This window comes from Streptomyces sp. NPDC059989 (genome assembly GCF_042736975.1).
Classification (GTDB): Bacteria; Actinomycetota; Actinomycetes; order Streptomycetales; family Streptomycetaceae; genus Streptomyces.
This window is the reverse complement of sequence record NZ_JBHWUO010000055.1, coordinates 19,021-44,297: the sequence shown is the minus strand read 5'-3', so window position 1 is coordinate 44,297 and position 25,277 is coordinate 19,021. Positions and strand designations below refer to the sequence as shown.

General features: G+C 72.9%; 29 protein-coding genes. 11 read left to right on the top strand and 18 right to left on the bottom strand.

Features of this window, described 5'->3' with window-relative positions:
• Window positions 1–130 precede the first annotated feature (130 nt).
• The 4 genes from ACFWBN_RS33270 to ACFWBN_RS33255 all read right to left on the bottom strand — a co-directional run bounded on the left by ACFWBN_RS33270 (window position 131) and on the right by ACFWBN_RS33255 (window position 4,085).
• Window positions 131–922, bottom strand: a complete 792-nt coding sequence (locus ACFWBN_RS33270) for a spermidine synthase (protein ID WP_385183308.1) — start codon at window positions 920–922, stop codon at window positions 131–133.
• 67 nt (window positions 923–989) lie between these two features.
• On the bottom strand, window positions 990–1,835 hold the full coding sequence (locus ACFWBN_RS33265; RefSeq protein ID WP_385183299.1) for a patatin-like phospholipase family protein: 846 nt from the start codon (window positions 1,833–1,835) through the stop codon (window positions 990–992).
• Window positions 1,836–1,930: 95 nt separating this feature from the next.
• Window positions 1,931–3,112 carry an elongation factor Tu gene (tuf, locus tag ACFWBN_RS33260; RefSeq protein ID WP_385183297.1) on the bottom strand — a complete coding sequence of 394 codons (1,182 nt, stop codon included), beginning with the start codon at window positions 3,110–3,112 and terminating at the stop codon, window positions 1,931–1,933.
• Window positions 3,113–3,368: 256 nt separating this feature from the next.
• The gene (locus ACFWBN_RS33255) at window positions 3,369–4,085 is read right to left on the bottom strand and encodes a DNA alkylation repair protein (protein WP_385183293.1); all 717 of its coding nucleotides are present in this window, start codon (window positions 4,083–4,085) and stop codon (window positions 3,369–3,371) included.
• Window positions 4,086–4,134: 49 nt separating this feature from the next.
• Here ACFWBN_RS33255 and ACFWBN_RS33250 point away from each other — a divergent pair, with 49 nt between their 5' ends.
• From ACFWBN_RS33250 to lnt, 5 genes are all read left to right on the top strand, one after another.
• Window positions 4,135–4,863 carry a TVP38/TMEM64 family protein gene (locus ACFWBN_RS33250; RefSeq protein ID WP_385183290.1) on the top strand — a complete coding sequence of 243 codons (729 nt, stop codon included), beginning with the start codon at window positions 4,135–4,137 and terminating at the stop codon, window positions 4,861–4,863.
• A 48-nt stretch (window positions 4,864–4,911) separates the two neighbouring features.
• Window positions 4,912–5,790, top strand: coding sequence for an undecaprenyl-diphosphate phosphatase (locus ACFWBN_RS33245; RefSeq protein ID WP_385183287.1), 879 nt, complete (start codon window positions 4,912–4,914; stop codon window positions 5,788–5,790).
• Between the two features lie 114 nt (window positions 5,791–5,904).
• Window positions 5,905–6,081: a hypothetical protein gene (locus tag ACFWBN_RS33240; RefSeq protein WP_385183284.1), complete on the top strand. Its 177-nt coding sequence runs from the start codon at window positions 5,905–5,907 to the stop codon at window positions 6,079–6,081.
• A gap of 69 nt (window positions 6,082–6,150) precedes the next feature.
• A complete protein-coding gene (locus ACFWBN_RS33235) occupies window positions 6,151–6,618 on the top strand; it encodes a nuclear transport factor 2 family protein (RefSeq protein ID WP_385183281.1) in 468 nt (155 codons plus the stop codon).
• 75 nt (window positions 6,619–6,693) lie between these two features.
• Window positions 6,694–8,268 (top strand): apolipoprotein N-acyltransferase, encoded by a 1,575-nt coding sequence (gene lnt / locus ACFWBN_RS33230; protein ID WP_385183278.1) that lies wholly within the window; start codon window positions 6,694–6,696, stop codon window positions 8,266–8,268.
• Here lnt and ACFWBN_RS33225 read toward each other — a convergent pair.
• Window positions 8,213–9,118 carry a Gfo/Idh/MocA family protein gene (locus ACFWBN_RS33225; protein ID WP_385183275.1) on the bottom strand — a complete coding sequence of 302 codons (906 nt, stop codon included), beginning with the start codon at window positions 9,116–9,118 and terminating at the stop codon, window positions 8,213–8,215. The genes lnt and ACFWBN_RS33225 overlap by 56 nt on opposite strands.
• An 84-nt stretch (window positions 9,119–9,202) precedes the next feature.
• Between ACFWBN_RS33225 and ACFWBN_RS33220 the strand changes: the two genes are divergently transcribed.
• Both ACFWBN_RS33220 and ACFWBN_RS33215 read left to right on the top strand, forming a co-directional pair.
• Entirely contained in the window at window positions 9,203–9,727 is a 525-nt protein-coding gene (locus ACFWBN_RS33220) for a DinB family protein (protein WP_385183272.1), read from the top strand.
• Window positions 9,728–9,807: 80 nt separating this feature from the next.
• The gene (locus ACFWBN_RS33215) at window positions 9,808–10,350 is read left to right on the top strand and encodes a hypothetical protein (RefSeq protein ID WP_385183269.1); all 543 of its coding nucleotides are present in this window, start codon (window positions 9,808–9,810) and stop codon (window positions 10,348–10,350) included.
• Between the two features lie 63 nt (window positions 10,351–10,413).
• Here ACFWBN_RS33215 and ACFWBN_RS33210 read toward each other — a convergent pair whose 3' ends face one another.
• The 8 genes from ACFWBN_RS33210 to ACFWBN_RS33175 all read right to left on the bottom strand — a co-directional run bounded on the left by ACFWBN_RS33210 (window position 10,414) and on the right by ACFWBN_RS33175 (window position 17,179).
• Window positions 10,414–10,914: a hypothetical protein gene (locus ACFWBN_RS33210; protein ID WP_385183266.1), complete on the bottom strand. Its 501-nt coding sequence runs from the start codon at window positions 10,912–10,914 to the stop codon at window positions 10,414–10,416.
• A 96-nt stretch (window positions 10,915–11,010) separates the two neighbouring features.
• Window positions 11,011–11,679, bottom strand: a complete 669-nt coding sequence (locus ACFWBN_RS33205; protein WP_385183305.1) for a uracil-DNA glycosylase — start codon at window positions 11,677–11,679, stop codon at window positions 11,011–11,013.
• Between the two features lie 83 nt (window positions 11,680–11,762).
• Entirely contained in the window at window positions 11,763–13,346 is a 1,584-nt protein-coding gene (locus ACFWBN_RS33200; protein ID WP_385183263.1) for an ABC transporter substrate-binding protein, read from the bottom strand.
• A 152-nt stretch (window positions 13,347–13,498) separates the two neighbouring features.
• Entirely contained in the window at window positions 13,499–14,281 is a 783-nt protein-coding gene (locus ACFWBN_RS33195) for an SDR family oxidoreductase (protein ID WP_385183260.1), read from the bottom strand.
• Window positions 14,282–14,310: 29 nt separating this feature from the next.
• Window positions 14,311–15,072, bottom strand: a complete 762-nt coding sequence (gene fabG, locus ACFWBN_RS33190; RefSeq protein ID WP_385183257.1) for a 3-oxoacyl-ACP reductase FabG — start codon at window positions 15,070–15,072, stop codon at window positions 14,311–14,313.
• 254 nt (window positions 15,073–15,326) lie between these two features.
• A complete protein-coding gene (locus ACFWBN_RS33185) occupies window positions 15,327–15,710 on the bottom strand; it encodes a DUF3037 domain-containing protein (RefSeq protein WP_385183254.1) in 384 nt (127 codons plus the stop codon).
• Window positions 15,707–16,546 (bottom strand): HipA family kinase, encoded by an 840-nt coding sequence (locus ACFWBN_RS33180; RefSeq protein WP_385183251.1) that lies wholly within the window; start codon window positions 16,544–16,546, stop codon window positions 15,707–15,709. Before ACFWBN_RS33180 ends, ACFWBN_RS33185 begins: the two co-directional genes overlap by 4 nt.
• A gap of 18 nt (window positions 16,547–16,564) precedes the next feature.
• A complete protein-coding gene (locus ACFWBN_RS33175) occupies window positions 16,565–17,179 on the bottom strand; it encodes a cysteine hydrolase (protein WP_385183248.1) in 615 nt (204 codons plus the stop codon).
• 76 nt (window positions 17,180–17,255) lie between these two features.
• Here ACFWBN_RS33175 and ACFWBN_RS33170 point away from each other — a divergent pair, with 76 nt between their 5' ends.
• Complete coding sequence (locus ACFWBN_RS33170; RefSeq protein WP_385183245.1) at window positions 17,256–17,729, top strand: pyridoxamine 5'-phosphate oxidase family protein; 474 nt, start codon at window positions 17,256–17,258, stop codon at window positions 17,727–17,729.
• A gap of 30 nt (window positions 17,730–17,759) precedes the next feature.
• Here the strand turns inward: ACFWBN_RS33170 and ACFWBN_RS33165 are convergent, their stop codons facing one another.
• Window positions 17,760–18,665: a LysR substrate-binding domain-containing protein gene (locus ACFWBN_RS33165; RefSeq protein ID WP_385183243.1), complete on the bottom strand. Its 906-nt coding sequence runs from the start codon at window positions 18,663–18,665 to the stop codon at window positions 17,760–17,762.
• Between the two features lie 74 nt (window positions 18,666–18,739).
• Here ACFWBN_RS33165 and ACFWBN_RS33160 point away from each other — a divergent pair, with 74 nt between their 5' ends.
• Entirely contained in the window at window positions 18,740–19,702 is a 963-nt protein-coding gene (locus ACFWBN_RS33160; RefSeq protein ID WP_385183240.1) for a DMT family transporter, read from the top strand.
• A 21-nt stretch (window positions 19,703–19,723) separates the two neighbouring features.
• Here ACFWBN_RS33160 and ACFWBN_RS33155 read toward each other — a convergent pair whose 3' ends face one another.
• Window positions 19,724–21,058: an aminotransferase class I/II-fold pyridoxal phosphate-dependent enzyme gene (locus ACFWBN_RS33155; RefSeq protein ID WP_385183237.1), complete on the bottom strand. Its 1,335-nt coding sequence runs from the start codon at window positions 21,056–21,058 to the stop codon at window positions 19,724–19,726.
• Window positions 21,059–21,095: 37 nt separating this feature from the next.
• Here ACFWBN_RS33155 and ACFWBN_RS33150 point away from each other — a divergent pair, with 37 nt between their 5' ends.
• A complete protein-coding gene (locus ACFWBN_RS33150) occupies window positions 21,096–21,761 on the top strand; it encodes a pyridoxamine 5'-phosphate oxidase family protein (protein ID WP_385183234.1) in 666 nt (221 codons plus the stop codon).
• On the opposite strand, the gene ACFWBN_RS33145 is transcribed toward ACFWBN_RS33150, so the two are convergent.
• A complete protein-coding gene (locus ACFWBN_RS33145; RefSeq protein WP_385183232.1) occupies window positions 21,743–22,726 on the bottom strand; it encodes a DMT family transporter in 984 nt (327 codons plus the stop codon). The genes ACFWBN_RS33150 and ACFWBN_RS33145 overlap by 19 nt on opposite strands.
• Window positions 22,727–22,885: 159 nt before the next feature.
• Entirely contained in the window at window positions 22,886–23,842 is a 957-nt protein-coding gene (locus ACFWBN_RS33140; RefSeq protein WP_385183229.1) for a DMT family transporter, read from the bottom strand.
• Between the two features lie 170 nt (window positions 23,843–24,012).
• Between ACFWBN_RS33140 and ACFWBN_RS33135 the strand changes: the two genes are divergently transcribed.
• Window positions 24,013–24,441 carry an SRPBCC family protein gene (locus tag ACFWBN_RS33135; RefSeq protein WP_385183226.1) on the top strand — a complete coding sequence of 143 codons (429 nt, stop codon included), beginning with the start codon at window positions 24,013–24,015 and terminating at the stop codon, window positions 24,439–24,441.
• 93 nt (window positions 24,442–24,534) lie between these two features.
• On the opposite strand, the gene ACFWBN_RS33130 is transcribed toward ACFWBN_RS33135, so the two are convergent.
• Window positions 24,535–25,146 carry a PadR family transcriptional regulator gene (locus ACFWBN_RS33130; protein WP_385183223.1) on the bottom strand — a complete coding sequence of 204 codons (612 nt, stop codon included), beginning with the start codon at window positions 25,144–25,146 and terminating at the stop codon, window positions 24,535–24,537.
• Between the last annotated feature and the right edge of the window lie 131 nt (window positions 25,147–25,277).

The following is a 25,277-nucleotide window of genomic DNA, read 5'->3' as shown; positions in this document are numbered from 1 at the left end:
TCCAGCCCGCCTGGGCGCAGGGTTGCGCCACGCGCACTTGCGGGCTGAGAGCGGCCAAATCCAGCCTCGCCGGCGTTTGAGGCGCGGGGTCTGGGGCGGAGCCCCAGGACGCGGCGCCGCACCCGCCCCCTCACCCCAGGCTGAACGCACCCTCCGGCGGCACAGGAGAAGCCACCGCATCCGCATCCCCCACGGGCAGCGCCCCCCGCACGAACCGAGCCAGCGAATCCCCCGATTCCACCCGCGCCGGAAACGCGTCACCCGCACACCGCCGAGCCAGCGCAGCCACCGGCAGCCCGCCGTCCGAAGCCAGCAGCACGGCGTTGCCGAACCGCCGCCCCCGCAGCACCGCCGGCTCCGCGATCAGCGCGAGCTCCCCGAACACCGCCCCGAAGTTCGCCAACTGCCCCCGCAGGAAGTCGAACGGCGCCCCGTCGGCCAGATTCGCCGCGTACAGCCCGCCGGGCCTCAGCACGCGCGCCGCCTCCCGCGCGTACTCCACCGAGGTCAGCTGCGCCGGCACCCGCGATCCGCCGAACACATCGGCCACGACCACGTCCGCGCTCCCCGTCGGCGCCGCCTCCAGCCAGGCCCGCGCATCGGCGGCATGCACCGTGACGCCGGCCCCCTCCGGCAGCGGCAGGTGCTCCGCGACCAGCTCCACCAGCCCCGCGTCGAACTCCACCACCGTCTGCCGGGATCCCGGCCGGGTCGCCGCCGCGTACCGCGGCAGCGTCAGCGCGCCCCCGCCCAGGTGCAGGAGGTCCAGCGCAAGCTCCGGCTCCGCCGCGTGGTCCAGGACGTGCGCGAGGCGGCGTACGTACTCGAACTCCAGGTGCTCGGGATCGTCGAGGTCCACGTACGACTGCGGCGCCCCGTCGACGGTCAGCAGCCAGGCCCGCTCCCGGTCCACGTCCGGCATCAGTTTGGCGGTGCCCTGGCCCACGTCCCGGATCACCGGGATCTGTTCGTCGCTCACCACACCATTGTCAGGCCGCCCAGACGGCGGCCGCCTCGGCCGCGTGCTCGGCGGCCTGCGCGAGCCCCGCACGGGCCGCCGGGTCCCGCCGCGCCGGGTCCAGTACGTTGCGCCCGAAGGCCTTGCGGGCCTGCGCGGACGGGGTGATCAGCAGTACCTTCGCGCCCTGCGCCCGCAGCCGGGCCGCCTGGGCGGCGGGCGAGGGGATCAGCCCGGATCCGAGGGCGATCGGCGCCAGGATCACCACCCGCCCGTATCCGGCGGCGAGGTCCGCGTTGGTCGCCGAACGGACCCCGCCGTCTATGAACCGGCGCCCGCCGACCGTCACGGGCGGCCACACCCCCGGCACCGCGCAGCTCGCCGAGACCGCGTCGACCAGCCCGGCGCCGCTCTCCCGGTCGAAGTCGGCCGGCTCACCGCTGACCGCGTCGACCGCGGTGACCACGAACCGGCGCTCGGGCCACTCGCGCGAGACGAGCCGGGCCTCCAGCACCTTGCGCCGCTCCGCCTCCTCTCCGGTGTCCGCGGCCAGCGCGAGCGCGCCCACCCGCCTGCGGTAGGCGAGGGCGTCCCGCGACCGCACCATCGCGACCGCGTACCGGGCGACGAGCCCGGCGCCGAGCCTGCCCGCGCGTTCCCCGCCGGGGTCACCGAGCTGGCGCTCGTACAGCTCCTGCGGGGTGAGGAGTCCGGAGGTGAGCTGGGCGCCGACCACGGAACCGGCCGAGGTGCCGACGACGAGGTCCGCGGTCGTGAGGTCCACGCCGGCCCGGGCGAGCCCGTAGAGGATCCCGGACTCCCAGCCGACGCCGGTGAGTCCTCCGCCGCCGAGCACCAGTGCCGTGTCGCCGCCCATCTCCGCCCGCCCCTCTTCGTACGCCGTTGGTGACGGCAGTCTGCCGCAGCAGGACCGCCGTCACCACGGAGGGCCGGGACCGGCCGTCGGCCCGGTCAGCCCAGGACGGCCGTCACCGTCCCCGCGCCGACCGTCCGCCCGCCCTCGCGGATGGCGAAGCCGAGCCCGGACTCCAGCGGGACGTCCCGTCCGAGCTCGACGGTCATCGTGACCGTCTCCCCCGGCCGGGCCACGCCGGCCTCCCCCAGGTCCACGTCCCCCACCACGTCGGCGGTGCGGATGTAGAACTGCGGCCGGTACCCGGACGCCACGGGCGTCGTGCGCCCGCCCTCGCGCGCCGACAGGACGTACACCTGCGCCGTGAAGCGCCGCTTCGGCGTCACGCTGCCGGGAGCGGCCACCACGTGCCCGCGGCGCACCCCGTCGCGCGGCACCCCGCGCAGCAGCAGCGCGACGTTGTCCCCGGCCTCGGCGGACTCCATCGGCTTGCCGAAGGTCTCAAGCCCGGTGACGACGGTCTCGACCGGCTCGCCGTCGCCGCCGAGCACGCTCACGCGGTCGCCGAGCCGTACGCCGCCGCGCTCGACGGCGCCGGTCACGACGGTCCCGCGCCCGGTGATGGTCAGCACGTTCTCCACCGGCAGCAGGAACGGCGCGTCGGTGTAGCGCACCGGCATCGGCACGTACGTGTCCACCGCGTCCAGCAGCGCCTCGATCGCCCCGGTCCACCGCGGGTCGCCCTCCAGCGCCCCGAGCCCGGAGACCCGTACGACCGGCGCGCCGTCACCGCCGTAGCCGTGCGCGGTGAGCAGCTCGCGGACCTCCAGCTCGACCAGGTCGGTCAGCTCGGGGTCCCCGGCGTCGGCCTTGTTCAGGGCGACGACGATGTGGTCGACGCCGACCTGCCGGGCGAGGAGCACGTGCTCGGCGGTTTGCGGCATGACCCCGTCGAGCGCGGAGACGACGAGGATCGCCCCGTCGAGCTGCGCGGCCCCGGTGACCATGTTCTTGATGTAGTCGGCGTGCCCCGGCATGTCGACGTGGGCGTAGTGGCGGGTGTCGGTCTCGTACTCGACGTGCGTGAGGTTGATGGTGATCCCGCGCCGCGCCTCCTCGGGGGCCCGGTCGATCCGGTCGAAGGGCACGAAGGAGGCGCCCCCGCGCTCGGCGAGGACCTTGGTGATGGCGGCGGTGAGGGTGGTCTTGCCGTGGTCGACGTGACCCATGGTGCCGATGTTGAGGTGCGGCTTGGTCCGCACGAAGGCCGTCTTGGCCATGGTGTTCTTCCCGTTGCTCGAAGCCTGGACGGGACCCCTGAACCGAACCGACCCTCCCCCTGCGGGGTCCGCCGGACGATCCGGGAAGGGTCAGCTTCGTGCGCCGTCGAATGCGGCGAAGGGGAATTCCTCTGCGAGGACGACGGCAGCCTTCGGCGCGTCCGCGACTGCGGACGGTGCGACGGAGAAGGCGTACCGGGACATGCCCCAGATCCTGCCGGAGCGCCCGCGGGACGTCGAATGAATTTCCGCGCGCTCAGAGGTTCTTGAGGGCCTCGCGCACGGACAGCAGGGACAGGGCGGCGCGTTCGGCCTCGACGAAGGCGCGCACCGCGTCGGGGTCCGTCTTGGCGTACTCGCGCAGGGACCAGCCGATGGCCTTGCGCAGGAAGAAGTCGGGATGGCCGGCCTGGCGGCGGCAGTAGGCGAAGAGCCGGCCGGCGTCGGTGGCGCCCTTGTAGCGGAGCTGGTGCAGGAGGGCGGTGCGGGCGAGCCAGCGGTCCTCGTCCTCGATCCACTCGTCCATCACGACCGCGAGCGCCGGGTCGGCGGCGACCAGCGGGCCGACCGTGTGCGCGGCCAGCAGGTCGACGGTGTCCCACCAGGGAACGGTGACGATCAGGTGGCGCACCACGGGCAGGAAGCCGGAGGAGCAGCGCCGGACGTGGCGGCGCAGGTAGTCCACGGCGAAGTACTGGTACTCGCGCTCCGGGAGCCGCCGGCAGCGCAGCGCGAGCGCGGCGCAGTCGGTCTCCGTCGGCGCGGGGGTGTCCTTGGTCACCGCCTTGGACAGTTCGCGGCGCAGCGGGGTGGGGATGCCGAGGAAGGGGGCGACGTCCTTCATGTACGCGGTCATGGCCGCGGCCCGTACGGGGTCCGCGGCTCCGGCGTAGGTCCCGGTCAGCCGCTCCAGCAGGGTGTCCGCGAGGGCGCTGGAGGGAACCCCCCGGGGTCGCCCGTCGTTCGACAGCATGAGGCCCAGATTACGGCGGCCTGCCGCATACGTCGGCTAGTCTCCCGGGATGTCCCTCCTCCTGGCGCCGTGGACGCGGCTGTCGCTGCTCGTCGTGCTGCTCGTGGCGGCGGGCGTGTGCGTGCTGCTCTACGAGCCCCAGCGGATCCTGTCGGAGGGCTGGCCCCCGGGCCTCCCGGTCGGCGTGGCGGTCCTGCTCTTCGCCGCCGCCTACGGCGTCTGCGCGGCGGCCTTCGTGCCGCGCCCGCTGCTCAATCTGGCCGCGGGAGCGGTCTTCGGCAGCCAGTTCGGCCTGGCCGCGGCGGTCGGCGGCACCGTGCTCGGCGCCGGGATCGCCTTCGGCCTCGGGCGGATCATGGGCCAGGAGGCCTTGCGCCCCCACCTGCGCGGCCGCTGGCTCCAGGCGGCCGACGGCCAGCTCAGCCGGCACGGCTTCCGCTCGATGATCGCCGTCCGGCTCTTCCCCGGGGTGCCCTTCGCGGTGGCCAACTACTGCGCCTCCGTGTCCCGCTGCGGCTGGGTGCCCTTCCTCTCCGCGACGGCCCTCGGCGTCGTCCCGAACACCGCGGCGTACGTGATCGCGGGGGCCAACGCCTCCTCCCCCGGATCGCCCGCGTTCCTGGTCTCGTTCGGCTTCATCGTCGTCTCCGTGACGGCCGCCGGAGCCGTCGCGTGGCGCAAGCGGCACCGGCTGGCGCCGCCCCGGATCCACGAGGCAGCGTACGAAGGGACCCCCCAGCACCCCCCAGTGGTCACCGGCGCTTCGCACGGGCCCTAGCATCGGACCCGAACTGCCCGACGATCACAAGGACGAGCGCACCCCGACATGAGCTGGTTCGAATCCCTAATCCTCGGTCTCGTCCAGGGGCTTACGGAGTTCCTCCCGATCTCCTCCAGCGCCCACCTGCGGCTGACCGCGGTGTTCGCCGGCTGGCACGACCCGGGAGCGGCCTTCACCGCCATCACCCAGATCGGCACCGAGGCGGCCGTGCTGATCTACTTCCGCAAGGACATCGCACGGATCGTCTCCACCTGGTTCCGCTCGCTGTTCACCAAGGCGCTGCGCTCCGACCAGGACGCCAAGATGGGCTGGCTGGTCATCGTCGGCTCGATCCCGATCGGTGTCCTCGGCCTGGTGTTCAAGGACGCGATCGTGGGCCCGGCCCGCAACCTGTGGCTGACCGCCACCACCCTCGTCGTGATGGGCATCGTGCTCGGCGTGGCCGACCGGCTGGCCGCACGCGACGAGGAAGGCGGTCGCCATCGCGCGGTCCGCGAGCGCAAGACGCTGAAGGAACTGGGCGTCAAGGACGGCCTGATCTTCGGTCTCTGCCAGGCCATGGCGCTGATCCCGGGCGTCTCCCGGTCCGGCGCGACGATCTCCGGCGGCCTGCTGCTCGGCTTCACGCGCGAGGCGGCGGCCCGCTACTCCTTCCTGCTCGCCATCCCGGCGGTGCTGGCCTCGGGCGCGTTCGAGATCAAGGACGTGGTCGAGACCCCCGGCCACATCTCCTGGGGGCCGACGATCTTCGCGACGGTCATCGCCTTCTTCGTCGGCTACGCGGTCATCGCCTGGTTCATGAAGTTCATCTCCACCAAGAGCTTCATGCCCTTCGTGATCTACCGCATCGTGCTCGGCATCGCCCTGTTCGTGCTGCTCGGCACGGACGTGCTGGAGGCGGACGCCGGCGCGTCCGGCTCGTAGGAGCGCCGCCACTCACCGCTTCGCGTGAACCGCAGGCCGTTCGGGAACGTTCCCGGGCGGCCTGCGCGTCGTTGTGCGTGGAGAGACCTGAAGGCAAGTAGCAGGGGGTGTCCCATGCGTCGAGTGGTGTTGGAGCGTTTTCCGGCCGGAAGTCCGAGGGGAAGCTGGCCCGCCGAGGAGTACGCCGCGCAGCGCCTGCGCGAGGGTGTGCCGGCCGAGGTGGTGATGGACCTGGACAGCGACGCGTTCCTCGTCGTGGTCCGGCAGCGGGAGGTGCATTCCGGTCACTGACCGGCAGCGGGAAGATCCGGTCGGCGCACGCCCCTTGGCCTGGTGCCCGCGCAGCCCCACACTGTCCCGATGACGCAGCGTGTGGACCTCGCGACGGTAATGGACCGGCTGGCGATCGACGAGGTGGTCTCGGGGTACGCGGTGGCCGTCGACGACGGCGACTGGGCGGCGTACCGCGCCCTGTTCACCGCGGCCGGGCGGGCCGACTACAGCTCCGCGGGCGGGATCGAGGGCCCCGCCGGGGAGGTGGCCGACTGGCTCGCGGAGACCATGCAGCTCTTCCCGGTGCGTCAGCACCTCGTCGTCAACCGGCTGATCCGGCTGGAGGACCAGGGCGGTTCGCCGGGCGACAGCGCGGAGGTGCGGGCGGACTTCCTCAATCCGATGAGGCTGGCGGGGCCGGAGTTCGACGGGACGGTCACCGCGCCCAACTTCGTCGCGGCCGGGCGCTACACCTTCGCGCTGGCCCGGACCCGCGACGGCTGGCGGCTCACCCGCGTCACCGTGCACGAGAAGTGGCGACACATGTCCGCCTAGGGACGGCCCGGGCCTGCCCGCCCGCACGGCCGGGCCCGGGCCGTCCGGCACTGCCACACTGGAAGCGGAGGCGCCATGGTCTCGACCCGGAGCGGACGGTCCCAGCGGTGGCGTGCGCCGGCCGCGGTCGCCGCCGGCGCCCTGCCCGCGCTCGCCTTCCCCGCCCCCGCGCTCTGGTGGTTCGCGTACGTCGCCCTCGTGCCCTGGATGCTGCTGCTGAGGTCGGCCCCCACCGGGCGGCGGGCGGCGCTGGAGGGCTGGCTCGGCGGCGCGGGCTTCATCGTGGCCGTCCACCACTGGCTGCTGCCCAGCCTGCACGTGTTCCTGGTCCCCGTGGCCGCGCTGCTGGGCCTGCTGTGGATCCCCTGGGCGCTGGTGGTACGCGAGTTGCTCGGCGGGCTCCCGGCCGCCGGCCGGGCGGGCGCCGCGCTGGTCCTCGTACCGGCGGGGTGGCTGCTGTCGGAGCTGGTCCGCTCCTGGCAGGGGCTGGGCGGGCCGTGGGGGCTGCTGGGGGCGAGCCAGTGGCAGGTGCCGCCCGCGCTGCGGCTGGCCTCGGTGGGCGGGGTGTGGCTGGTGAGCCTGCTGGTGGTGGCGGTGAACTGCGCCGTGGTGCTGCTGATCACCGTTCCCCGGGCGCGGGTCCCGGCCCTGGCCGGGATGACGGGGTGCGCGGTGCTGACCGGGGTGGTGTGGCTGTGGGTGCCGCGCCCCGAGGTGTCGGGCGGCCTGCGCGTGGCCGTCGTCCAGCCGGGCGTGGTGGCGGAGGGCGCCGACGGCACGGCCGGCCCGGAGCGGCGGTTCGCGACCGGGGAGCGGCTCACGCGGGCCCTGGCCGGGCAGCGGGTCGACCTGGTGGTGTGGGGCGAGAGCAGTGTCGGCGAGGACCTGGCGGCCCGCCCGGACCTGGCCCGCCGGCTGGCTTCGCTGTCCGCGGAGGTCGGGGCTCCGCTGCTGGTCAATGTGGACGCGCGGAGCTCGGAGGGCCCCGGGATCCGCAAGAGCGCGGTGCTCGTGGGCGACCGGGGCCCCACCGGCGACCGGTACGACAAGATGCGGCTGGTCCCGTTCGGCGAGTACGTACCGGCGCGGGCCCTGCTCGGCTGGGCCACCTCCGTCGGCAAGGCGGCCGGCGAGGACCGCGTGCCCGGCGACGCCCCGGTGGTCATGAACCTGCCCGCCCGCCAGGACGGCAGGCCCGGGATCCGGCTCGGCCCGCTGGTCTGCTTCGAGTCGGCCTTCCCCGACATGAGCCGGCACCTGACCCGCGACGGCGCCGACCTCATCGTCGCCCAGTCGGCGACCTCCACCTTCCAGGGCAGCTGGGCCCCGGCCCAGCACGCCTCGCTGGCGGCGCTGCGCGCGGCCGAGACCGGCCGCCCGGTGGTGCACGCCACCCTCACCGGCATCAGCGCGGTGCACGGCCCCTCCGGGCAGCGGATCGGGCCCGCCCTGCCCACCTCCGCGAGCACGGCGGCGGTGTACGAGGTCCCGCTCGCCCGCGGCACGACCCTCTACGTCCGGTTCGGCGACTGGCCGGTGGCCGCGGCCCTCGCGGCGCTGGCCGCCTACTGCGCGGCGCAGGGCGTCCGCACGCTCAGGAAGCCTGCTCCAGAGCCGAGCCCACCACCCGCTCGCACAACTCGTGGGTGAGCAGCGCGTCCCGCGCGCTGAGCGTCTTGCCCGCCGAGACGGCCTCCAGGAAGTGGTCCACGACCTGCTCGATGCCGCGCTGGCGGGCGACCGACACCCAGTCCCCGCGGCGCCGCACGGTCGGCTGGCCCTTGTGGTCGATGATCTCGGCGAGGTTGACGACCTGCCGTTTGGTGTCCTGCCCGGCCACCTCCAGGATCTCCTCGGTGGAACCGGACAGCCGGTTCATGATGCCGAGCGCGGTGAAACCGGCGCCGGACAGCTGGAGCACCACCTGGTGCATCAGCCCGTCGCGCACCACGGCCCGGACGTCGATGTGGTCGGTCTCGCCGGGCAGAAGGAAGCGCAGGGTGTCGACGACGTGGATGAAGTCGTCCAGGACCATCGTGCGCGGGTCCTCGGGGAGCCCGACCCGGTTCTTCTGCATGATGATCAGGTCGCGCGGGTGGTCGGCGCACTGCACGTAGCCGGGCGCGTGGCGCCGGTTGAAGCCGACGGCGAGGGAGACCCCGCGCTCCTCGGCCAGTTCCACCAGCCGCAGCGAGTCGCTGAACTCGTAGGCCAGCGGCTTGTCCACGTACGTCGGCACGCCGGCTTCCAGCAGCCGCGTGACGATCTCGGGGTGCACGGCGGTCGGGGCGTGCACGAAGGCCGCGTCGAGGCCCTGGTCGAGCAGCGCGTCGAGATCGGTGTGCCGGCGCGCGGCCGGGATGTGGTGGAAGGCGCCGATCCGCTCCAGCGTGGCGGGCGTACGCGTCTGCAGGTGCAGCTCGACTCCCGGGCGGGTGGTCAGGACGGGCAGGTACGCCTTCTGCGCGATGTCGCCGAGTCCGATGCAGCCGACTTTCACCGGGAGCCTCCTGGTTCGTTCGTTGCGGGGATGCTCGCAGCTTAATCCCTGGTGGCGGGGCCCCGGTTCGCCGAGGATGACCCAATGACCACCAGCTCCGGATCACATCGCTACGAGCCCTCCACCACCGCCGACGAGCGCGAAATGCTCGACGGCTGGCTCGACTACCACCGCGCCACCCTCGCCTGGAAGTGTGAGGGACTCCAGGACGAGCAGCTGCGCCGCACCCCGCTCGCGCCCTCCGAACTGAGCCTGCTGGGCCTCGTACGGCACATGGCCGAGGTGGAGCGGTACTGGTTCCGGGAGATCATGCTGGGCGAGGAGCTCCCCGAGCTGTACTCCACGCGCGAGGACGTGGACGGCGACTTCCACTTCGGCGACAAGGACACCTGGGCCCAGGCCGAGCAGGTGTGGCAGACAGAGGTCGAGCTGGCCCGGCAGGCCGCCGCGGGCCGGTCGCTGGAGCTGGTGTCGGAGGCCGAGAGCCACCACCGCGGCGAGGTCTTCAGCCTGCGCTGGGTCTACACGCACATGATCGAGGAGTACGCGCGGCACAACGGCCACGCGGACCTCCTGCGCGAGCACATCGACGGTGCCACCGGCGAATAGGGGGTGGCCCGTCACCCGTGCGGGGTGAATATGGGCCCAGGGTTTTCACAACGCGGTCCTCGCCCAGCAGAGTTGCGCGGGTGCATCCAACCCGAACCACGACAACGCTGCTGCTCGGAGTCGCCTGTGCCGTCTCGGCCGTCTCCGGCTGTGTGAATGTGAACCCCGGCGCCGGCGGGCCGGCGGCGGTCCCCGCTGCGGGGGTGCCGCCGCACCACGAGCCGCGCGGCGGGCCGGGAGCCGCCCCGGTCGTCGTCCGGGCGCCCGCGCTGGAGGCGCTGGAGTCGGTACCGGAACGGCCCGCGCAGCCCGCGGCCGGCGTCCCGGCCGCGGCCCCGGCGCGCGGCGCCGCCGAGCGCGCCGCGCAGGAGGCCTCCGGCGGGCCCATGGAGGCGGCGCCGCCGGTTCCGGACATCCCGGAGCCCCGGAAGTCCGCCGAGGCGGCCCCCGGCCGTCCGGGCGGCCGCCCGGAGCATCCCCGGCCCGACGCGAAGGCCGGGCGCGCGCTGATGAAGGAGCTGCCGGTGCGGCCGGCCGATGTGTGCGCGCTGGGCCGCCGGCACGGCCGATGGCACCCGGACAGCCCGGAGGCCCGCATCTGCGCGGGCGTCCAGGGGAACTGACCGGCCGCCCGCCCTACGGGCCCACGGACTCGCCGGTCTACGGGCGCCCGCGCGTCCGCGGGCTCACGGGGACTGCTCCGGGAACGGCCGGGGCCCCCCGCCCGGTTCCACGGCCAGGCGCCGCTCCAGCCCGGCGATGGCCGCCCGTACGCCGTTGCCGTACCCGTCGTCGGACAGCGCGCCGGTGGCCGCGCGGGCCCGGGCCAGATGGATCCGGGCCGCCTCCGGCCGCTGGAGTTTGACGTAGTCGGCGGCCAGGCTCAGGTGCAGGGACGGGTAGAACACCAGCATCGCCGGCCCGGGTCCGGGTCCGTCCTCGAGCGCCTCCGCGGCGGTCAGCGCCCTCAGGTCCCAGGCCAGTTCGTCGGCGGGGTCGTCCTGGGCGTCGGCCATGTAGTGGGCCAGGGTGCACCGGTGCAGGGAATCGCCCTCCTCGCCGATCTCCGACCAGATCTCGCCGAGCCGGTTGCGGGCCTCCTCGCGGTCACCGGCGTGCAGCAGGATGACCGCCTGGCCGATCCTGGTCATGACGGCGTCCTCCGACGCCTCCTGCTGCTCCGTCACGGCGGCCTCCGGCTTGCTCCTGCCAGACCTGCTCCGGTCTGATCATCAAGAAGCTAGCCGGAGGCACCGGCATTGGCGCCGAGGCGCGGGGCTTCGTCAGCCGAGGTCCGGGATCCGCCAGTCGATCGGCTCATGGCCCTGGGCGGCGATGGCCTCGTTGATCTGCGTGAAGGGCCGGGAGCCGAAGAACTTCTTGGCCGAGAGCGGCGAGGGGTGGGCGCCCTTGACGATCACGTGCCGCTCCTCGTCGATGAGCGGGATCTTCTTCTGGGCGTAGGCCCCCCAGAGCACGAAGACGGCCGGGTCGGGCCGCTCGGACACCGCGCGGATCACCGCGTCGGTGAACTTCTCCCAGCCCTTGCCCTTGTGCGAGTTGGGCTCGGCCTCGCGGACGGTGAGCACCGCGTTGAGGAGCAGGACGCCCTGCCGGGCCCACGGCATCAGGTAGCCGTTGTCCGGGATCGGCAGGCCCAGCTCCTCCTTCATCTCCTTGTAGATGTTGCGCAGCGAGGGCGGGGTCTTGACCCCGGGCTGCACGGAGAAGCACAGACCGTGGCCCTGTCCGGCACCGTGGTAGGGGTCCTGGCCGAGGACCAGCACCTTCACCTGGTCGAAGGGGGTGGCCTCCAGGGCCGCGAAGACCTGGTCGCGGGGCGGGTAGACCGGCCCGTTCGCCCGCTCCTTCTCGACGAACTCGGTGAGTTCCCTGAAGTAGGGCTGGTCCAGCTCCCCGCCGAGGACGGGGAGCCAGGACTCGGGCAGCATCTGGGTCACGGCGACAACCTCCGGTACAAGTTCGGTTCAACTGCTCCAGAACCTACCGGTGACCACTGACAACGCTGCGGCCGCTACCAGCTGGTCTTGCGGTACAGCTCCCACATCTGCATCGCGGTCTGCGGGTCGAGCGCCCGCTCGGCGCCGGCGATGTCCTCGCCGGCCGCGACGTACAGCTTGCCCTGCCACAGCGGCAGCAGCCGGACGTCCTCGGCGAAGATCTGCTGCGCCTGCTCGAACTCCTTCGCACCGGCCGTGCGGTCGCTGTCCCGGCGGGACTTGGGCAGCAGCACGTTCAGGATGTCGGCGGGCTCGTACGGGGTGCCGACCGCGTTCTCCTTGCCGACGAACGGCGCGATGAAGTTGTCCGGGTCCGGGAAGTCGGGGAACCAGCCGCGGCCGAAGACCGGGTACTCCTGGCTCTTGTAGCCCTCCTGGAAGGCCTTCCAGGGCTGGCTGCGCAGGGTGATCTTGAAGAGCAGGCTCTCGTCCAGCTGCCGCTTGAGCTCGGTGAACTCGTCGGCGGTGGAGGAGCCGTACCGGTCGGTGGTGTACCAGAAGGTCAGCTCGACCGGCTGGGTGATCCCGGCGTCCTTGAGGATCTTCCTGGCCTTGTTGACGTCCGCGTGGCCGTACTTGTCGTAGAAGGGCGTCTTGTGGCTGACGACCCCCTTCGGGACCATCGAGTACAGCGGCTCGGCGGTGCCCTGGTAGACCTTGGAGACGAGCGCCCCGCGGTCGACGAGCTGCGCGATGGCCTGGCGGACCGGGAGCTTGTTGACCTGCGGGTCCTTCGGGTTGAAGACCAGGTAGCGGATCTCGGCGCCGACGTTCTCGACGACCTGGACGCCGAGCGCGTGCGCCTCGGGGCTCTGCAGGTCCCGGATCTCCGCGGCCGACAGGCCTCGGTAGGTGGCGTCGATCTCCTTGGCCTTGAGCGCGGAGACCATCTTCTGGGAGTCGGTGAAGTAGCGGATGGTGACCGCGTTGTTGCGGCGGTTGGCGAAGCCCGTGTAGCTCTCGTTGCGGCCGAGGACGGCCTCGGAGCCCTCCTTGTACGAGTCGAGCACGAACGGGCCGGAGCCGGTGACCTTGCCGTCCTCGCGCACCTTGTCGGCCGGGTACTCCTTGGGCGCGACCAGTGAGGCGGCCGGCGAGCCGAGGACGTACGGGAAGGTGGCGTCCGAGGTCTTCAGGTGGAAGACGACCGTCAGCGGGTCCGGCGTCTCGATCTTCTCCAGGCTGCCGAAGAGGTCCTTGGGGCCGACCTTGGAGCCGATGGTCTTGATCCGGTCCAGGGAGTGCTTGACCGCCTTGGCGTCGAGCGGCTCCCCGTTGGAGAACTTCAGGCCCTTGCGCAGGGTGCACCGGTACGCCTGGCTCGCCGCGTCGGTGAACTCGCAGCTCTGGGCGGCGTCCGGCTGGGGCTTGGTGGAGCCCGTGGGGAAGGCGAGGAGCGTCTGGTAGACGTTCCGGTACAGCTCCCAGGAGCCGTCCCACGCCGCGGCGGGATCGAGGGTGCTGGGGGCACTGGTCGTGCCCACGATGATCGGCTTCGCGTCACCGGCACTGTCGTCCGAAAGCAGGCCGCAACCGGCGAGCAGGGATATGGACGCAAGGGCCGCAGTGATCTGCAGGCATCTGGTCCGGTTGAACACGTGCACGCTCCTCGATCAGCCAGGGGTGCGGCAGACCCTACCGCAGTGCCCCACGAATCCAAGGGGTAGGTTTCGTGGGGCACTTGACCGGTTCCGTGCACATTAGGTACGCATTTGCCACCCTTCCGAGGGCAAATCTGTCCGGTTATCGGTCAGTGCACCCCGGCATTGAGGAACATTCCCCCGTCAACGATCAGGGTTTGCCCCGTGATCCATTCCGCTTGTGCAGATGTGAGGAACGCGGCGGCCCCTCCGATGTCCTCCGGGACCCCCAGCCGGCCGAGCGGATAGGCGGCCGCGGCCTCCTGCTCCCGGCCCTCGTAGAGCGCCTGCGCGAACTTCGTCTTGACCACCGCGGGGGCGATCGCGTTGACCCGGACCCCGGGGGCCATCTCGTGGGCGAGCTGGAGGGTGAGGTTGACCATGGCGGCCTTGCTCATCCCGTACGCGCCGATGAAGGGCGAGGCGGAGACGCCGGCGATCGAGGCGATGTTCACGATCGCCCCGCCGTTCTCCTTCTGCCAGGCGTGCCAGGTCCGCTGGGCGAAGCCGAGCGCCGAGATCACATTGGTCTCGAAGACCTTGCGCGCGACCCCGAGGTCCAGGTCCGCGATCGGGCCGAAGACCGGATTGGTGCCGGCGTTGTTGATCAGGAAGTCGACGCGGCCGAAGGCCTCCATCGTGCGCTCGACGGCGACGGCCTGGTGCTCCTCGTCGTGCGCCTTGCCGGCGACCCCGATCACCCGGTCCGAGCCGAGCCGCTCGACGGCCTCCTTGAGGGCCTCCTCGTTGCGCCCGGTGATGCAGAGCCGGTCGCCGCGCGCGACCAGCGCCTCGGCGATGCCGTAGCCGATGCCCCGGCTCGCCCCGGTGATCAGCGCGACCCTGCCACTGTCGATGCCGCTGTCGATGCCGCTTTCCTTGCTGTCCGTCATGGCCGTACGCCCTGCCTTTCGTGAACGCGTCAGTTGAGCGGGCCGCCGGCCACGTACATGACCTGGCCGGAGACGAAGCCGGCGGCGTCGCCCGTGAAGAAGGCGATGGCGTTGGCGATGTCGTCCGGGCGGCCGACGCGGTGGACGGGGATCTGGGTGGCGGCGGCCGCCTGGAAGTCCTCGAAGCCCATGCCGACGCGGGCGGCGGTCTGGGCGGTCATCTCGGTGACGATGAAGCCGGGGGCGACGGCGTTGGCGGTGACGCCGAACTTGCCGAGCTCGATGGCCAGGGTCTTGGTGAAGCCCTGCAGGCCGGCCTTGGCGGCGGAGTAGTTGACCTGGCCGCGGTTGCCGAGCGCCGAGCTGCTGGAGAGGTTCACGATGCGGCCGAACTTGGCGTCCACCATGTACTTCTGACAGGCCTTCGACATCAGGAAGGCGCCGCGCAGGTGGACGTTCATGACCGTGTCCCAGTCGGTCTCGCTCATCTTGAAGAGCAGGTTGTCGCGCAGCACGCCCGCGTTGTTGACCAGGATGGTCGGGGCGCCGAGCTCGGTCGCGACGCGCGCGACGGCGGCCTCCACCTGCGCGCCGTCGGAGACGTCGCAGCCGACCGCCAGGGCCTTGCCGCCGGCCGCCGTGATCGCCTCCACGGTGTCCTTGCAGGCCGCCTCGTCGAGGTCGAGTACGGCGACGGCGCGGCCCTCGGCGGCCAGGCGTACGGCGGTGGCCGCGCCGATGCCCCGGGCCGCCCCGGTCACGATCGCGACGCGCTGCTCGGTGGTGGACATGCTGGATCTCCTCGCCCTTGAGAGGCGGCCGCCCAGAGGTGAGCAACCGCTTAGTAGCTTCAGCTGAGGAGACGCTAGGATCCCTGGCACCCGGTGTCAACGCCACCCGGACCCCGGCCCTGTTCGCGGCGCCGGCGGGCATGTTCAGCCCCGCCGGCGTTTGAGGCGCGGGGCCTCGGGGGCGGAGCCCCCCGGGGGTCCCCCCGGACGGAGTCTGGGGGAGGCGCCGCACCCGACCACCGGCGGGACCCCGGTCAGCGGACCAACAGCTCCAGCAGCCGCTCCAGCTCCGCCGCGGGATCGGCCGTCAGGCCGGTGTGCACCGGCCCCGGCTGCACCACCGTGCTCCGCGGAGCGATCAGCCACCGGAACCGCCGCCCCGCATCGTCCCCCGCCGCCTGACCGGCGGACTCGCCGCCCGCGCACACGCCCTCGACCCCGCGCAGCGCCGCCCGCACCCCGGCCACATCGGCCCCGGGATCCAGTGCGAGCAGCTTCGCCTCGTCGAGATGGGTGCGCGCCGCCACGTACGCATGGGCCCGGCAGTAGACGATCACGCCGGCGTTGAAACACTCGCCGCGCTCCATCCGGGGCACCACACGCACCAGCGCGTACTCGAACACGTCCCGCTTGGTCACTCGTTGTCGCTCTTCTTCTTGTGGGGCAGGGGGGCGAGGCGCTCGGCGAGCCAGCCCGGCGGACCGGACCGCTGCTTGACCTCGGCCTCCATGGTGATCCTCTCGTGGATCGTGGCCGCGCGCGGCAGCAGCGCCTCCACATAGGCGCGCCGCAGCGCGTCGGTGGAGTCGAAGCCGGGCTCGTCGACCAGCCACTCGTCGGGTACGTCGGCCGCGACCTCGGTGAGGAGCTCCTCGGTCACCAGCGGCGCGAGCGCGGCCGCCGCGCCCGCGACGTCCGGACCCACGGGGGCCAGGACGTGGTCGGACGCGTTGTACGGCTTGGCCGCGGCGGCCTCGGCGGTGGGCCAGTTGTGGTGCCAGATCATCGTGGCGCCGTGGTCGATGAGCCAGAGGTCCCCGTGCCAGACCAGCATGTTCGGGTTGCGCCAGGACCGGTCGACGTTGTTGATCAGGGCGTCGAACCAGACCACGCGCCCCGCCTCGACCGGGTCCACCTGGTAGGCGAGCGGGTCGAAGCCGATCGAGCCGGGCAGGTAGTCCATGCCCAGGTTCAGCCCGCCGCTGGCCTTGAGCAGCTCCTGGACCTCCTGGTCGGGCTCGCCGAGCCCGATGACGGGGTCGAGCTGCATCTGCACCAGCCGCGGGACCCGCAGGCCCAGCCGCTGGGCCAGGCGCCCGCAGATGACTTCGGCGACCAGGGTCTTGCGGCCCTGGCCGGCTCCGGTGAATTTCATGACGTAGGTACCGAGGTCGTCGGCCTCGACGATTCCCGGGAGCGAGCCGCCCTCACGCAGGGGCGTGACGTAGCGGGTCGCGATCACTTCGGACAACATCCGCCCAGGTTACGGGGGTCAGGTCGCGGGATCCCACTGCATAAGGAGCGCTTCGGCCGTGGTGATGCTCGCGACCAGCGCGAGGGAGTTGCGGATCACCTCGGCGGTGCAGGAGGCGGGCACCCCGGCGATGGCATCGGCCGGGACCACCACCTCGTAACCGAGGTTCACGGCATCGAAGACGGTGTTCGGGATGGCGATGTTCGAGGAGACCCCGGTGACGACGAGGGTACGGATGCCGAGATTGCGCAGCAGCGCGTCCAGATCGGTGCCGGCCATCGGGGAGAGCCCGTGCAGCCGCCGGACGACGAGGTCCTGCTCGGCCACGGTGACGGGGGCCGCGACCTCCACCGCCCTGCTCCCGGTCAGCTGGCGCACGGGCAGTCTCCCGGCGGCCCGGAACAGCCGCGCGTTGAGGTTCGCCCCGAGCCCGTCGGGCCGCCGCTCGGCGACCGCGTGCAGCACCTGTACGCCGGCCCCGCGCGCGGCGTCCACCAGCGCCGCCACCCGGTCCAGCATCCCGGAGTCCCGGGCCTCCTTCGCGAGCTCGGGCAGGGCGCTCTCCTCGCCGACGACGCCGTTCTGGCACTCGACGGTGAGCAGCGCGGTGGTGGCGGGATCGAGATCCTGCATGGCTCCCCCTGGCGTGACGACGGAAGAGCCCGCATGATTCCTGACACACAGTCAGATGTGAAGGGGTGCGGGACGGATGAACGAAGCACGGACGGGGAACGGACAGCGCCGGGGCCGCCGGATCATGATGACCGACGCGGAACTGGACGCCTTCCTGCGCGAGCAGCGGACTTGCCGGGTGGCCACGGTCTCCCCCGACGGCCGCCCGCACGTGGGCGCCCTGTGGTTCGCCTGGGACGGCACCTCGCTGTGGCTGTACTCGATCACGCGCAGCCGGCGCTGGTCCGACCTGCGCAAGGACCCGCGGATCTCGGTGGTCGTCGACTCCGGCGAGTCCTACGACGAACTGCGCGGCGTGGAGCTGTCCGGCACCGCCGTCTTCGTCGGCGAGGCCCCGCGCACCGGCGAGCCCTGCCCGGAGCTGGCCGAGGCGGAGCGGATCTTCCCGGTCAAGAACTTCGGCATCGAGGAGATGCCGCACGACGGGCGGCACGCCTGGATCCGCCTCACCCCCGAGTCGATCGTCTCGTGGGACTTCCGCAAGCTCTAGGGCTGTCCAAGCTCTAAGGCTGTCCAAGCTCTAGGGCTGTCCGGCGGCGGCCTGCCGCAGCGCCTCGACGGCCGCGCGGATGGAGGGCCGGCGGTCGGCGTCCGCCCGCCATACGGCGTACACGTGGCGGCGTACGGTGTCGCAGACCGGCAGCAGCCGGACCCCGGCCGGCACCGGGCCGCGGCCCAGCTTCGGCGCCACGCACACCCCGAGCCCGGCCTCCACGAAGGCCAGCTGGGTGTGGTGCTCCTCGGCGATGTGGGTGATGCGCGGCTCGATCCCGGTCCCGCGGAGGGTGTAGACGAGCCACTCGTGGCAGAACTGGCCCTCGTTCCAGGAGATCCAGTCGTCGTCGGCGAACTCGGCGAGGGAGACCTCGGTGGTCCGGCCGGCCAGCCGGTGTCCGGCCGGGACCGCGATGTCGACCGAGTCGTCGAGCAGGTGCGTACGGGTGAGCTCGGCGGGCACCGGCATCCGCTTGTTGTGCCAGTCGATGGCCAGGGCCATGTCGAGGTCCCCGCGCACCACCGCGGCCATGGACTCCTCGGGCTCCTCCTCGCGCACCCTGGCGCGCAGTTCCGGATGTCCGGCGCGCAGGGTCGACAGGGCCTGGGGCAGCAGCCCGCGCATGGCCGTCGGGAAGGCGCCGATGCGCAGCTCACCCACGGCGCAGCCGCGCTGGGCCTCCACATCGGCCTGGGCGAGCTCCACCTGGGAGATGATCCGGGCCGCGTGATCGGCGAGCAGCCGCCCGGCGTCGGTGAGCCGGACCCCGCGCCCGTTCTTGGCGAGCAGCGGCTGGCCGACCTCCCGCTCCAGCTTGGCCATCTGCTGGGACACGGCGGAGGTGGTGACGTGGAGTCCGTCGGCCGCGCCGCTGACCGAACCGTGGCGGGCGAGGGCGTCGAGGGTGCGCAGGCGCTCCAGGTTCAACATGTAAGCGATGCTACGCCGTCACCCTCAGGAAGTCTCGCTTGTTCTACGAGGTTGACACGAGCACAGTAAAGACCATGAGCGCACCGACCACCGCCCGCCCCACCCTCCCGGCCCCCACGCCGCACTCCACGAAGACCGCCCGCCGGGGCGTGCTCCTGGACTGGCGCGTCCGCTTCGCGATCCTCTCGGTCATCTGGGGCTTCAGCTTCCTGCTGATCAAGGTGGGCACGGAGGCGTACGCACCGTTCCAGGTGGCGCTGGGCCGAGTCCTGTTCGGCGCGCTCGCCCTGCTCTCCGTCCTGCTGGTCCGCCGCGAGCCGCTGCCCCGCGGGCTGCGCACCTGGGGCCACCTCACCGTTGCGGCGCTCCTGCTCAACACCGCCCCGTTCTCGCTCTTCGCGTACGCGGAACTGAGCATCCCCTCCAGCCTGGCCGGCATCTGCAACGCCACTTCACCGCTGTGGGGCATGGCGCTCTCCCTGGTCGCCCTGTCCGAGGACCGCCCCACGCGCCGCCGCTTCGCGGGCCTGGGCCTGGGCTTCCTGGGCGTCCTCACGGTCCTCGGCGCCTGGCAGGGCTTCTCGGGGGTCGACGCCAAGGGCACCGCGTTCGCCCTGCTGGCCTCGCTCTGCTACCCGATCGGCTGGATCTACGTCCGCCGCACCCTGGCCGGCACCCCGGGCTCCCCGGTGGCCCTGACGGGCGGCCAGCTGCTGGTCTCCACGCTCCAGCTCGCCCTGGTCAGCGCGGTGTTCACGTCCACCCCCACCGCCTTCCCCCTCTGGCCGACCCTGTCGGTGATCGCCCTGGGCGCCCTCGGCACCGGCATGGCCCTGCAGATGCAGTACGGCCTGGTGTCGGAGATCGGCCCGACCACCGCCCAGATGGTCACGTACTTCATCCCCGTCATCGCCACCACGGCGGGCGTCCTGGTCCTCGGCGAACAGCTCCACTGGAACACCCCGGTCGGCGCCGCGATCGTCCTGGCCGGCGCCGCCCTCACCCAAACCCGCCCCACGGCCCGGCGCCCCGCCTGACAGCGGGGCGGGGGCCCGCCGTCAGACGTACCGCACCCCCGCCGGCCCCGGCCGCACCGCCGCGGCGACCGCGTCGGCCAGCCCCGCCACCTCTCCCATCCCCAGCCCGGAAACGGTCAGCCGGATCCCCGGCTGCGACTCCACCCGGAACCGCGCCCCGCCGGTCACCGCCCACCCGGCGGCCAGCAGCCGCGTCACGGCCCCGGTCTCGTCGTCCACCGGCACCCATACGTTCAGCCCGCTCCGCCCGTGGGCCAGTACCCCCCGCTCCCGCAGGGCCGCGACCAGCCCGTCGCGCCGTCCCCCGTACGAGCGGGCCACCGCGGCCGTGTCCACCGCCCCCGAGCTCCACAGCTCCACCACCGCGTACTGGAGCAGCCGGCTCACCCACCCCGGGCCCAGCCGCTGCCGCCCGCGCACCCGGTCCAGCGTCACCGGATCACCGGTGAGCACCGCCAGCCGCAGGTCCGGCCCGTACGCCTTGGCCGCGGAGCGGATCAGCGCCCAGTGCCGGGTCACGCCGCCCAGGGGGTGCAGGGGCAGGTCCACGATCCCGTGCCCGTGGTCGTCGTCGATGACCAGGACCCCGGGCCGGTCCGCCAGCAGCGCCCGCAGCTCCGCCGCCCGCTCCGCACCGACCGCCGCCCCGGTGGGGTTCTGTGCCCGGGCGGTGACCAGCAGCGCCCCCGCCCCGGCCGCCAGGGCCCCCGCCACCGCCTCGGGGCGCGGACCGTCGTCGTCCACCGCCACCGGCAGGATCCGCAGCCCGAGCGCCGGCACCAGGTCCAGCACGCTGCTCCACCCCGGATCCTCGACCGCGACGGCGTCCCCGGGCTTCAGGTGGGCGGCGAGGACCCGTTCGATCGCGTCCAGCGCGCCCGAGGTCACCGCGAGGGGCCCGGGCGGCACCCCGTCGGCGTCCAGGTCGGCCCGCGCCAGCCGCGCCAGGTCGGGGAGCACCGGGTCCTCCCCGTACAGCGTCGGCGCCGCCGCGTACCGCCGCGCCGCGGCCGCCAGCGCCCCGTCGAGCGAAGGCAGCAGCGACACGTCCGGGTTGCCCGCGGTGATGTCCCGTACGCCCACGGGCACGGCCGTCCGCATCGCTTCGCGCGGCGCGCTCGCCGGCCTGGCCCGTACCCGGCTGCCGCGCCGCCCGTCGGTCTCGATGACCCCGCGCTCGCGCAGCGTCCGGTACGCGGCCGCCACGGTGTTGGGGTTCACCCCCAGCTCGCCCGCGAGCTCCCGCATCGGCGGCAGCAGCGCCCCCGGCGCGAGCTCGCCCGTCCCCACGCCCGCTTCGACGCTGGCCGCGATGTCCGATGCGCGCCGACCCGTGATCCTGTAGTCTCCTAGCACAAACCACATTATGCACTAGTGCAATGGAGTTCGCACCATGACCGCCACCGCCGCCGCCTACGAGCCCACCGACCGCACGGTTCCCAGCCGTTCCCGCGAGCGGGCGCGCTACGACCGCGAGACGGTGCACTCGATACTCGACCAGGCCTACGTCTGCCACCTCGGTTTCGTCCGCGACGGCGCGCCGGTGGTCCTGCCGACGCTCTTCGGACGGGTCGGCGAGTCCCTCTACATCCACGGCTCCACCGGCTCCCGCCCCCTCCTCGCGGCCGGCAAGGCCGACCCGGGCCTGCCGGTCTGCGTGACCGTGACCCACGTCGACGGCCTGGTGCTGGCCCGCTCGGCCTTCCACCACTCGCTCAACTACCGCTCGGTGGTCGTCCACGGCACCGCCTACCAGGTCACCGACGAGGAGGAGTGCCGGACGGCGCTCGACGCCCTCGTCGACCACGTCGTCCCGGGCCGCTCCGCGGACTCCCGGCCCGCCAGCGCCAAGGAACTCGCGGCCACCGCGGTGATCCGCCTGGACCTGACCGAGGTGTCCGCGAAGATCCGTACGGGCGGGCCGAACGACGAGGCCGAGGACATGGACCTGCCCTACTGGGCGGGCGTGGTCCCGGTCGCGCCGGCGTACGGAACCCCCGTACCCTCCGCGGACCTGGCCCCCGGCATCGCCGCCCCGGACTACCTCGCCGCGCTCTGAGGACGAGGCGCCACGGCGGCGGACCGTCCGGCCGGATCACCGGCCGGACGGTCCGCAGGCCGCCGCACCTCCTCCACGATCAGCGCGCCCACCGCCGTGAGCAGCAGTACGGTGCCCAGCACCACCGCGCCGGTCAGCCGCTCGCCGAGCACCAGGACGGCGATCGCCGCCGCGCTCACCGGCTCGATCAGCATGATCACCGATACGGTCGCGGCCCGCACGGCCGCGGCCCCGGTGAAGTAGAGCGCGTACGCCAGCGCCGTCGGCACGGTCGCGACGTACACCAGCAGCCAGAGCACCCGCCCGATCTCGGCGGTGTGCGGCAACAGCCCCTCCACGGCGGCGAGCGGCAGCAGGCACAGCGTGCCCACCCCGACCGACCAGGCGGTGGTGACGAGGGGGTCCCCGCCCGCCCCGAGCCGTCCGAGCCGGCGGGCCCGCAGCGTCATCGCCGCGTACCCGGCGGCCGACAGCAGCGCCCAGCCGACACCGAGCGGGCGCACCTCACCGCCCCCGCTGCCCAGGACCAGTACGGCCAGTCCGGCCAGCGCCCCCGCGACGGCGGCCACGCCGCCGCGCCCGAGCCGCTCGCCCATCCGGTACCGCGCCCCGAGCGCGATGAGCACGGGACCGGCTCCGAGGGTGACCACGGTCCCGACGGCGAGACCGGTCTCCCGCACGGCGGCGAAGTACGCGGACTGGAAGAGCGTGAACAGCAGCCCGGTCGCGATCAGCGACCGGGCCGAAGGCCGTACCCGGCCCTGCCCGGGGCGGGGCCGGCGTACGGCGAGCACCCCCAGCAGCACCACGAGCCCGCCCGCGCACCGCCAGAACGACAGGGCGAGCGGACCGAGGTCACTGGCGAGGAAGAGCAGGGAGGCGGCCGCTCCGGCGGTGCCCCAGGCGGCTCCGGCGACGACGAGGTACAGCAGACTGCGCCCGGTGGCGGGCGAAAGGTTCGACACGAAAGTCTCCGCGCATGCGTGAAGGATGAAAGAGGCAGGTCATCGCTTCGCGGGCAGCGCACACCCGCCCGGGTGCTCCCCGGGCCGGGTGGATACGTGAAGGGCCGCCCGCGCTAGGCGGCGGGAGGCGGAAGCACGGTCGACGGCATGATCGCCACCCTATGCGGAGGTGGTCGCGCGGTCCAGCACGGCCGGATCGGCGGCGGCCGGCGGGGTCGGCCGGGAGGACTGCGCGATGAAGGCGCCGCCCAGCACCAGGCCGCCGCCGACGATCTGCCAGGTCGAGAGGTGCTCGCCGAGCAGGATCCAGGCCAGCACGGTGGCGACGACCGCCTCCAGGCAGGCCACCACGCCCGCGACCTGCGGGGACAGCTTGCGCACCGAGACCACGCCGGTCAGGTAGGCGAAGACGGTCGCGACCAGCACCACCCAGCCGAGCAGCACCGGCGCGGGCATCATCGTGCCGCCCACGGAGGCCTGACCGCCCAGCACCTGCCAGTCGATCTCCCACGGCCGGGCGATCACCGTCATCACCAGGGCGCCGACGATCATGCCGTACGCGATCACCCCGAGCGGGTCGGGCACGTCGTCCCCGTCGGCGCCCTGGTCGGCGAAGACGAAGTAGAAGGCCTGGCAGCAGGCCGCGGCGAGACCGAACAGCACGCCCAGCAGGTCCAGGCTCAGTCCGGCCCAGATCTCGACCACACAGGCCAGGCCGACGACGGCCACGGCGGCGCCGGCCGCGGCCCCCCTCGTCACGGGCTTGCGCTGCACGAAGCGGATCCAGCCCAGCAGCAGCGCCGGCCCGAGGTACTCCAGCAGGAGGGCCACGCCGACGGGGATCCGGGACAGGGAGGCGAAGTAGAAGGCCTGCACGCCCGCGACGGCGATCAGCCCGAATCCCGCGAGCAGCGCGGGCTTGCGCCACAGCAGATCGCGGTGGCGCCAGGCCAGCGGGGACAGCACGAGCGCTGCCCCGGCCACCCTGAGCCAGACCATCTGGAGGGGGTCCAGACCCGCCTCGATCAGCGGCTTCGCCGCCACTCCGGAACCACCGAACGCGAACGCCGAGACCAGGGCGAGGCCCAGTCCGGCGTTTTTCCCTGACGCTTGCATCGGGCCATCATGGCAGGGCCGGTCAGTACCGTCACGGGCATGACACCTGTTGAGACGCACCCGACACGGCGGGGCACCCTCCCGCGATATCTGACTGGTCGTCAGTATTGAATGTTCCGCCCGCCGGGGCTACGTTCCGCCGCACGTACCCGACGAGAAGGGGTGGTCGCATGGCCGAAGTCACCGCGGAATCACGCATCGAGGCGTCCGCCGCGAAGGTCTGGTCCCAGCTGACGGACTGGGACGCGTACGGCCAGTGGAGCATGACCCACACCAATTTCCCGAAGGGCGGCCCGGAGACCCTCGCGGTCGGCTCCACCTTCGCCGAGAACATGAAGATGATGGGCTTCCCGGCCGAGGTCGTCTGGACCGTCTCGGAGCTGGAGGACGAGCGCGTCTTCGCCATCACCGGCAAGGGACCGATGGGCGTGGCCGTCCTGACCCGGTACACCCTGGTCCCGGACGGCGGGGCGACCACCGTCCGCATCGACGGCGAGTTCACCGGAGCCGCCGTCTCCCTGATGGCGGGCAAGCTCAAGGACTCGGCCACCGCCGCGCTGAACGAATCCCTCCGCAAGCTGGCCGGCCTGGTCGTCTGACGCCCGCCCCGGAGACCTCCGTACGTACGGCAGCGCGCCCCGCGAAGGATTCGCGGGGCGCGCCGCCCGTTGCCGGGGTCGCGGCCGGGGCACTCAGTGCTCGTCGGCCAGGATCAGGTAGAGCTTCTTGCGGGCGTCGTTGATGACCGCGAGGGCCTTCTCGCGCTGCTCGGGCGAGCCGGTCTTGAACACCTGCCCGAAGGCCTCCATCAGGCCGACGCCGGCCGTCCGGATCTCGTGCATCGCCTCGAAGTCGAAACCCCGGCCCGCATCGGCCCAAGGGGCGTCCGGGCCCGACTCGGCCTCGGTGCGGCCCGCGTCGGTGAGCGTGAACAGCTTCTTGCCGCCCTCGCTCTCGTTCGTGATCAGGCCCTCGTCCTCCAGCAGCTGGAGGGTCGGGTAGACCGAGCCGGGGCTGGGCTTCCAGGCCCCGCCGCTGCGCTCGCCGATCTCCTGGATCATCTCGTAGCCGTGCATCGGCCGGTCGGCGAGCAGCGCCAGGATCGAGGCGCGCACGTCACCCCGCCGGGCCCGCCCGCGCGGTCCGCCGCGGCCGCCGCGCCCACCGAAGGGGCCGCCGCCGAAGCCGGGTCCGAAGGGGCCGAAGGCGGCGCGCCGCCCCGCGAACTCCTCCCGACGATCGGGCCCGCAGTGGCCGTGCCCCCGCCCGTGCTCGTGTCCGTGCTCATGTCCGTGTGAACGCATGGTCGCGCTCCTTTCGTCACGTCGTCCTTGCTTCATCGGTTCTCCGATGTCTCCACTATCGGTGATCGATCGCGATGCGTCAACGATATATCGGAAACTGTCGGCGACAGTCGCCCTCTCCCGGACCTGAC

Excerpts from the sequence above, each read along its gene's own strand:
- ACFWBN_RS33270 (WP_385183308.1), bottom strand. The coding sequence starts at position 922 with ATGCCGGACGTGGACCGGGAGCGGGCCTGGCTGCTGACCGTCGACGGG.
- ACFWBN_RS33265 (WP_385183299.1), bottom strand. The coding sequence starts at position 1,835 with ATGGGCGGCGACACGGCACTGGTGCTCGGCGGCGGAGGACTCACCGGC.
- tuf (WP_385183297.1), bottom strand. The coding sequence starts at position 3,112 with ATGGCCAAGACGGCCTTCGTGCGGACCAAGCCGCACCTCAACATCGGC.
- ACFWBN_RS33255 (WP_385183293.1), bottom strand. The coding sequence starts at position 4,085 with ATGCTGTCGAACGACGGGCGACCCCGGGGGGTTCCCTCCAGCGCCCTC.
- ACFWBN_RS33250 (WP_385183290.1), top strand. The coding sequence starts at position 4,135 with ATGTCCCTCCTCCTGGCGCCGTGGACGCGGCTGTCGCTGCTCGTCGTG.
- ACFWBN_RS33245 (WP_385183287.1), top strand. The coding sequence starts at position 4,912 with ATGAGCTGGTTCGAATCCCTAATCCTCGGTCTCGTCCAGGGGCTTACG.
- ACFWBN_RS33240 (WP_385183284.1), top strand. The coding sequence starts at position 5,905 with ATGCGTCGAGTGGTGTTGGAGCGTTTTCCGGCCGGAAGTCCGAGGGGA.
- ACFWBN_RS33235 (WP_385183281.1), top strand. The coding sequence starts at position 6,151 with ATGACGCAGCGTGTGGACCTCGCGACGGTAATGGACCGGCTGGCGATC.
- lnt (WP_385183278.1), top strand. The coding sequence starts at position 6,694 with ATGGTCTCGACCCGGAGCGGACGGTCCCAGCGGTGGCGTGCGCCGGCC.
- ACFWBN_RS33220 (WP_385183272.1), top strand. The coding sequence starts at position 9,203 with ATGACCACCAGCTCCGGATCACATCGCTACGAGCCCTCCACCACCGCC.
- ACFWBN_RS33205 (WP_385183305.1), bottom strand. The coding sequence starts at position 11,679 with ATGCTGCCCGAGTCCTGGCTCCCCGTCCTCGGCGGGGAGCTGGACCAG.
- ACFWBN_RS33195 (WP_385183260.1), bottom strand. The coding sequence starts at position 14,281 with ATGACGGACAGCAAGGAAAGCGGCATCGACAGCGGCATCGACAGTGGC.
- fabG (WP_385183257.1), bottom strand. The coding sequence starts at position 15,072 with ATGTCCACCACCGAGCAGCGCGTCGCGATCGTGACCGGGGCGGCCCGG.
- ACFWBN_RS33180 (WP_385183251.1), bottom strand. The coding sequence starts at position 16,546 with ATGTTGTCCGAAGTGATCGCGACCCGCTACGTCACGCCCCTGCGTGAG.
- ACFWBN_RS33175 (WP_385183248.1), bottom strand. The coding sequence starts at position 17,179 with ATGCAGGATCTCGATCCCGCCACCACCGCGCTGCTCACCGTCGAGTGC.
- ACFWBN_RS33170 (WP_385183245.1), top strand. The coding sequence starts at position 17,256 with ATGAACGAAGCACGGACGGGGAACGGACAGCGCCGGGGCCGCCGGATC.
- ACFWBN_RS33165 (WP_385183243.1), bottom strand. The coding sequence starts at position 18,665 with ATGTTGAACCTGGAGCGCCTGCGCACCCTCGACGCCCTCGCCCGCCAC.
- ACFWBN_RS33160 (WP_385183240.1), top strand. The coding sequence starts at position 18,740 with ATGAGCGCACCGACCACCGCCCGCCCCACCCTCCCGGCCCCCACGCCG.
- ACFWBN_RS33150 (WP_385183234.1), top strand. The coding sequence starts at position 21,096 with ATGACCGCCACCGCCGCCGCCTACGAGCCCACCGACCGCACGGTTCCC.
- ACFWBN_RS33140 (WP_385183229.1), bottom strand. The coding sequence starts at position 23,842 with ATGCAAGCGTCAGGGAAAAACGCCGGACTGGGCCTCGCCCTGGTCTCG.
- ACFWBN_RS33135 (WP_385183226.1), top strand. The coding sequence starts at position 24,013 with ATGGCCGAAGTCACCGCGGAATCACGCATCGAGGCGTCCGCCGCGAAG.
- ACFWBN_RS33130 (WP_385183223.1), bottom strand. The coding sequence starts at position 25,146 with ATGCGTTCACACGGACATGAGCACGGACACGAGCACGGGCGGGGGCAC.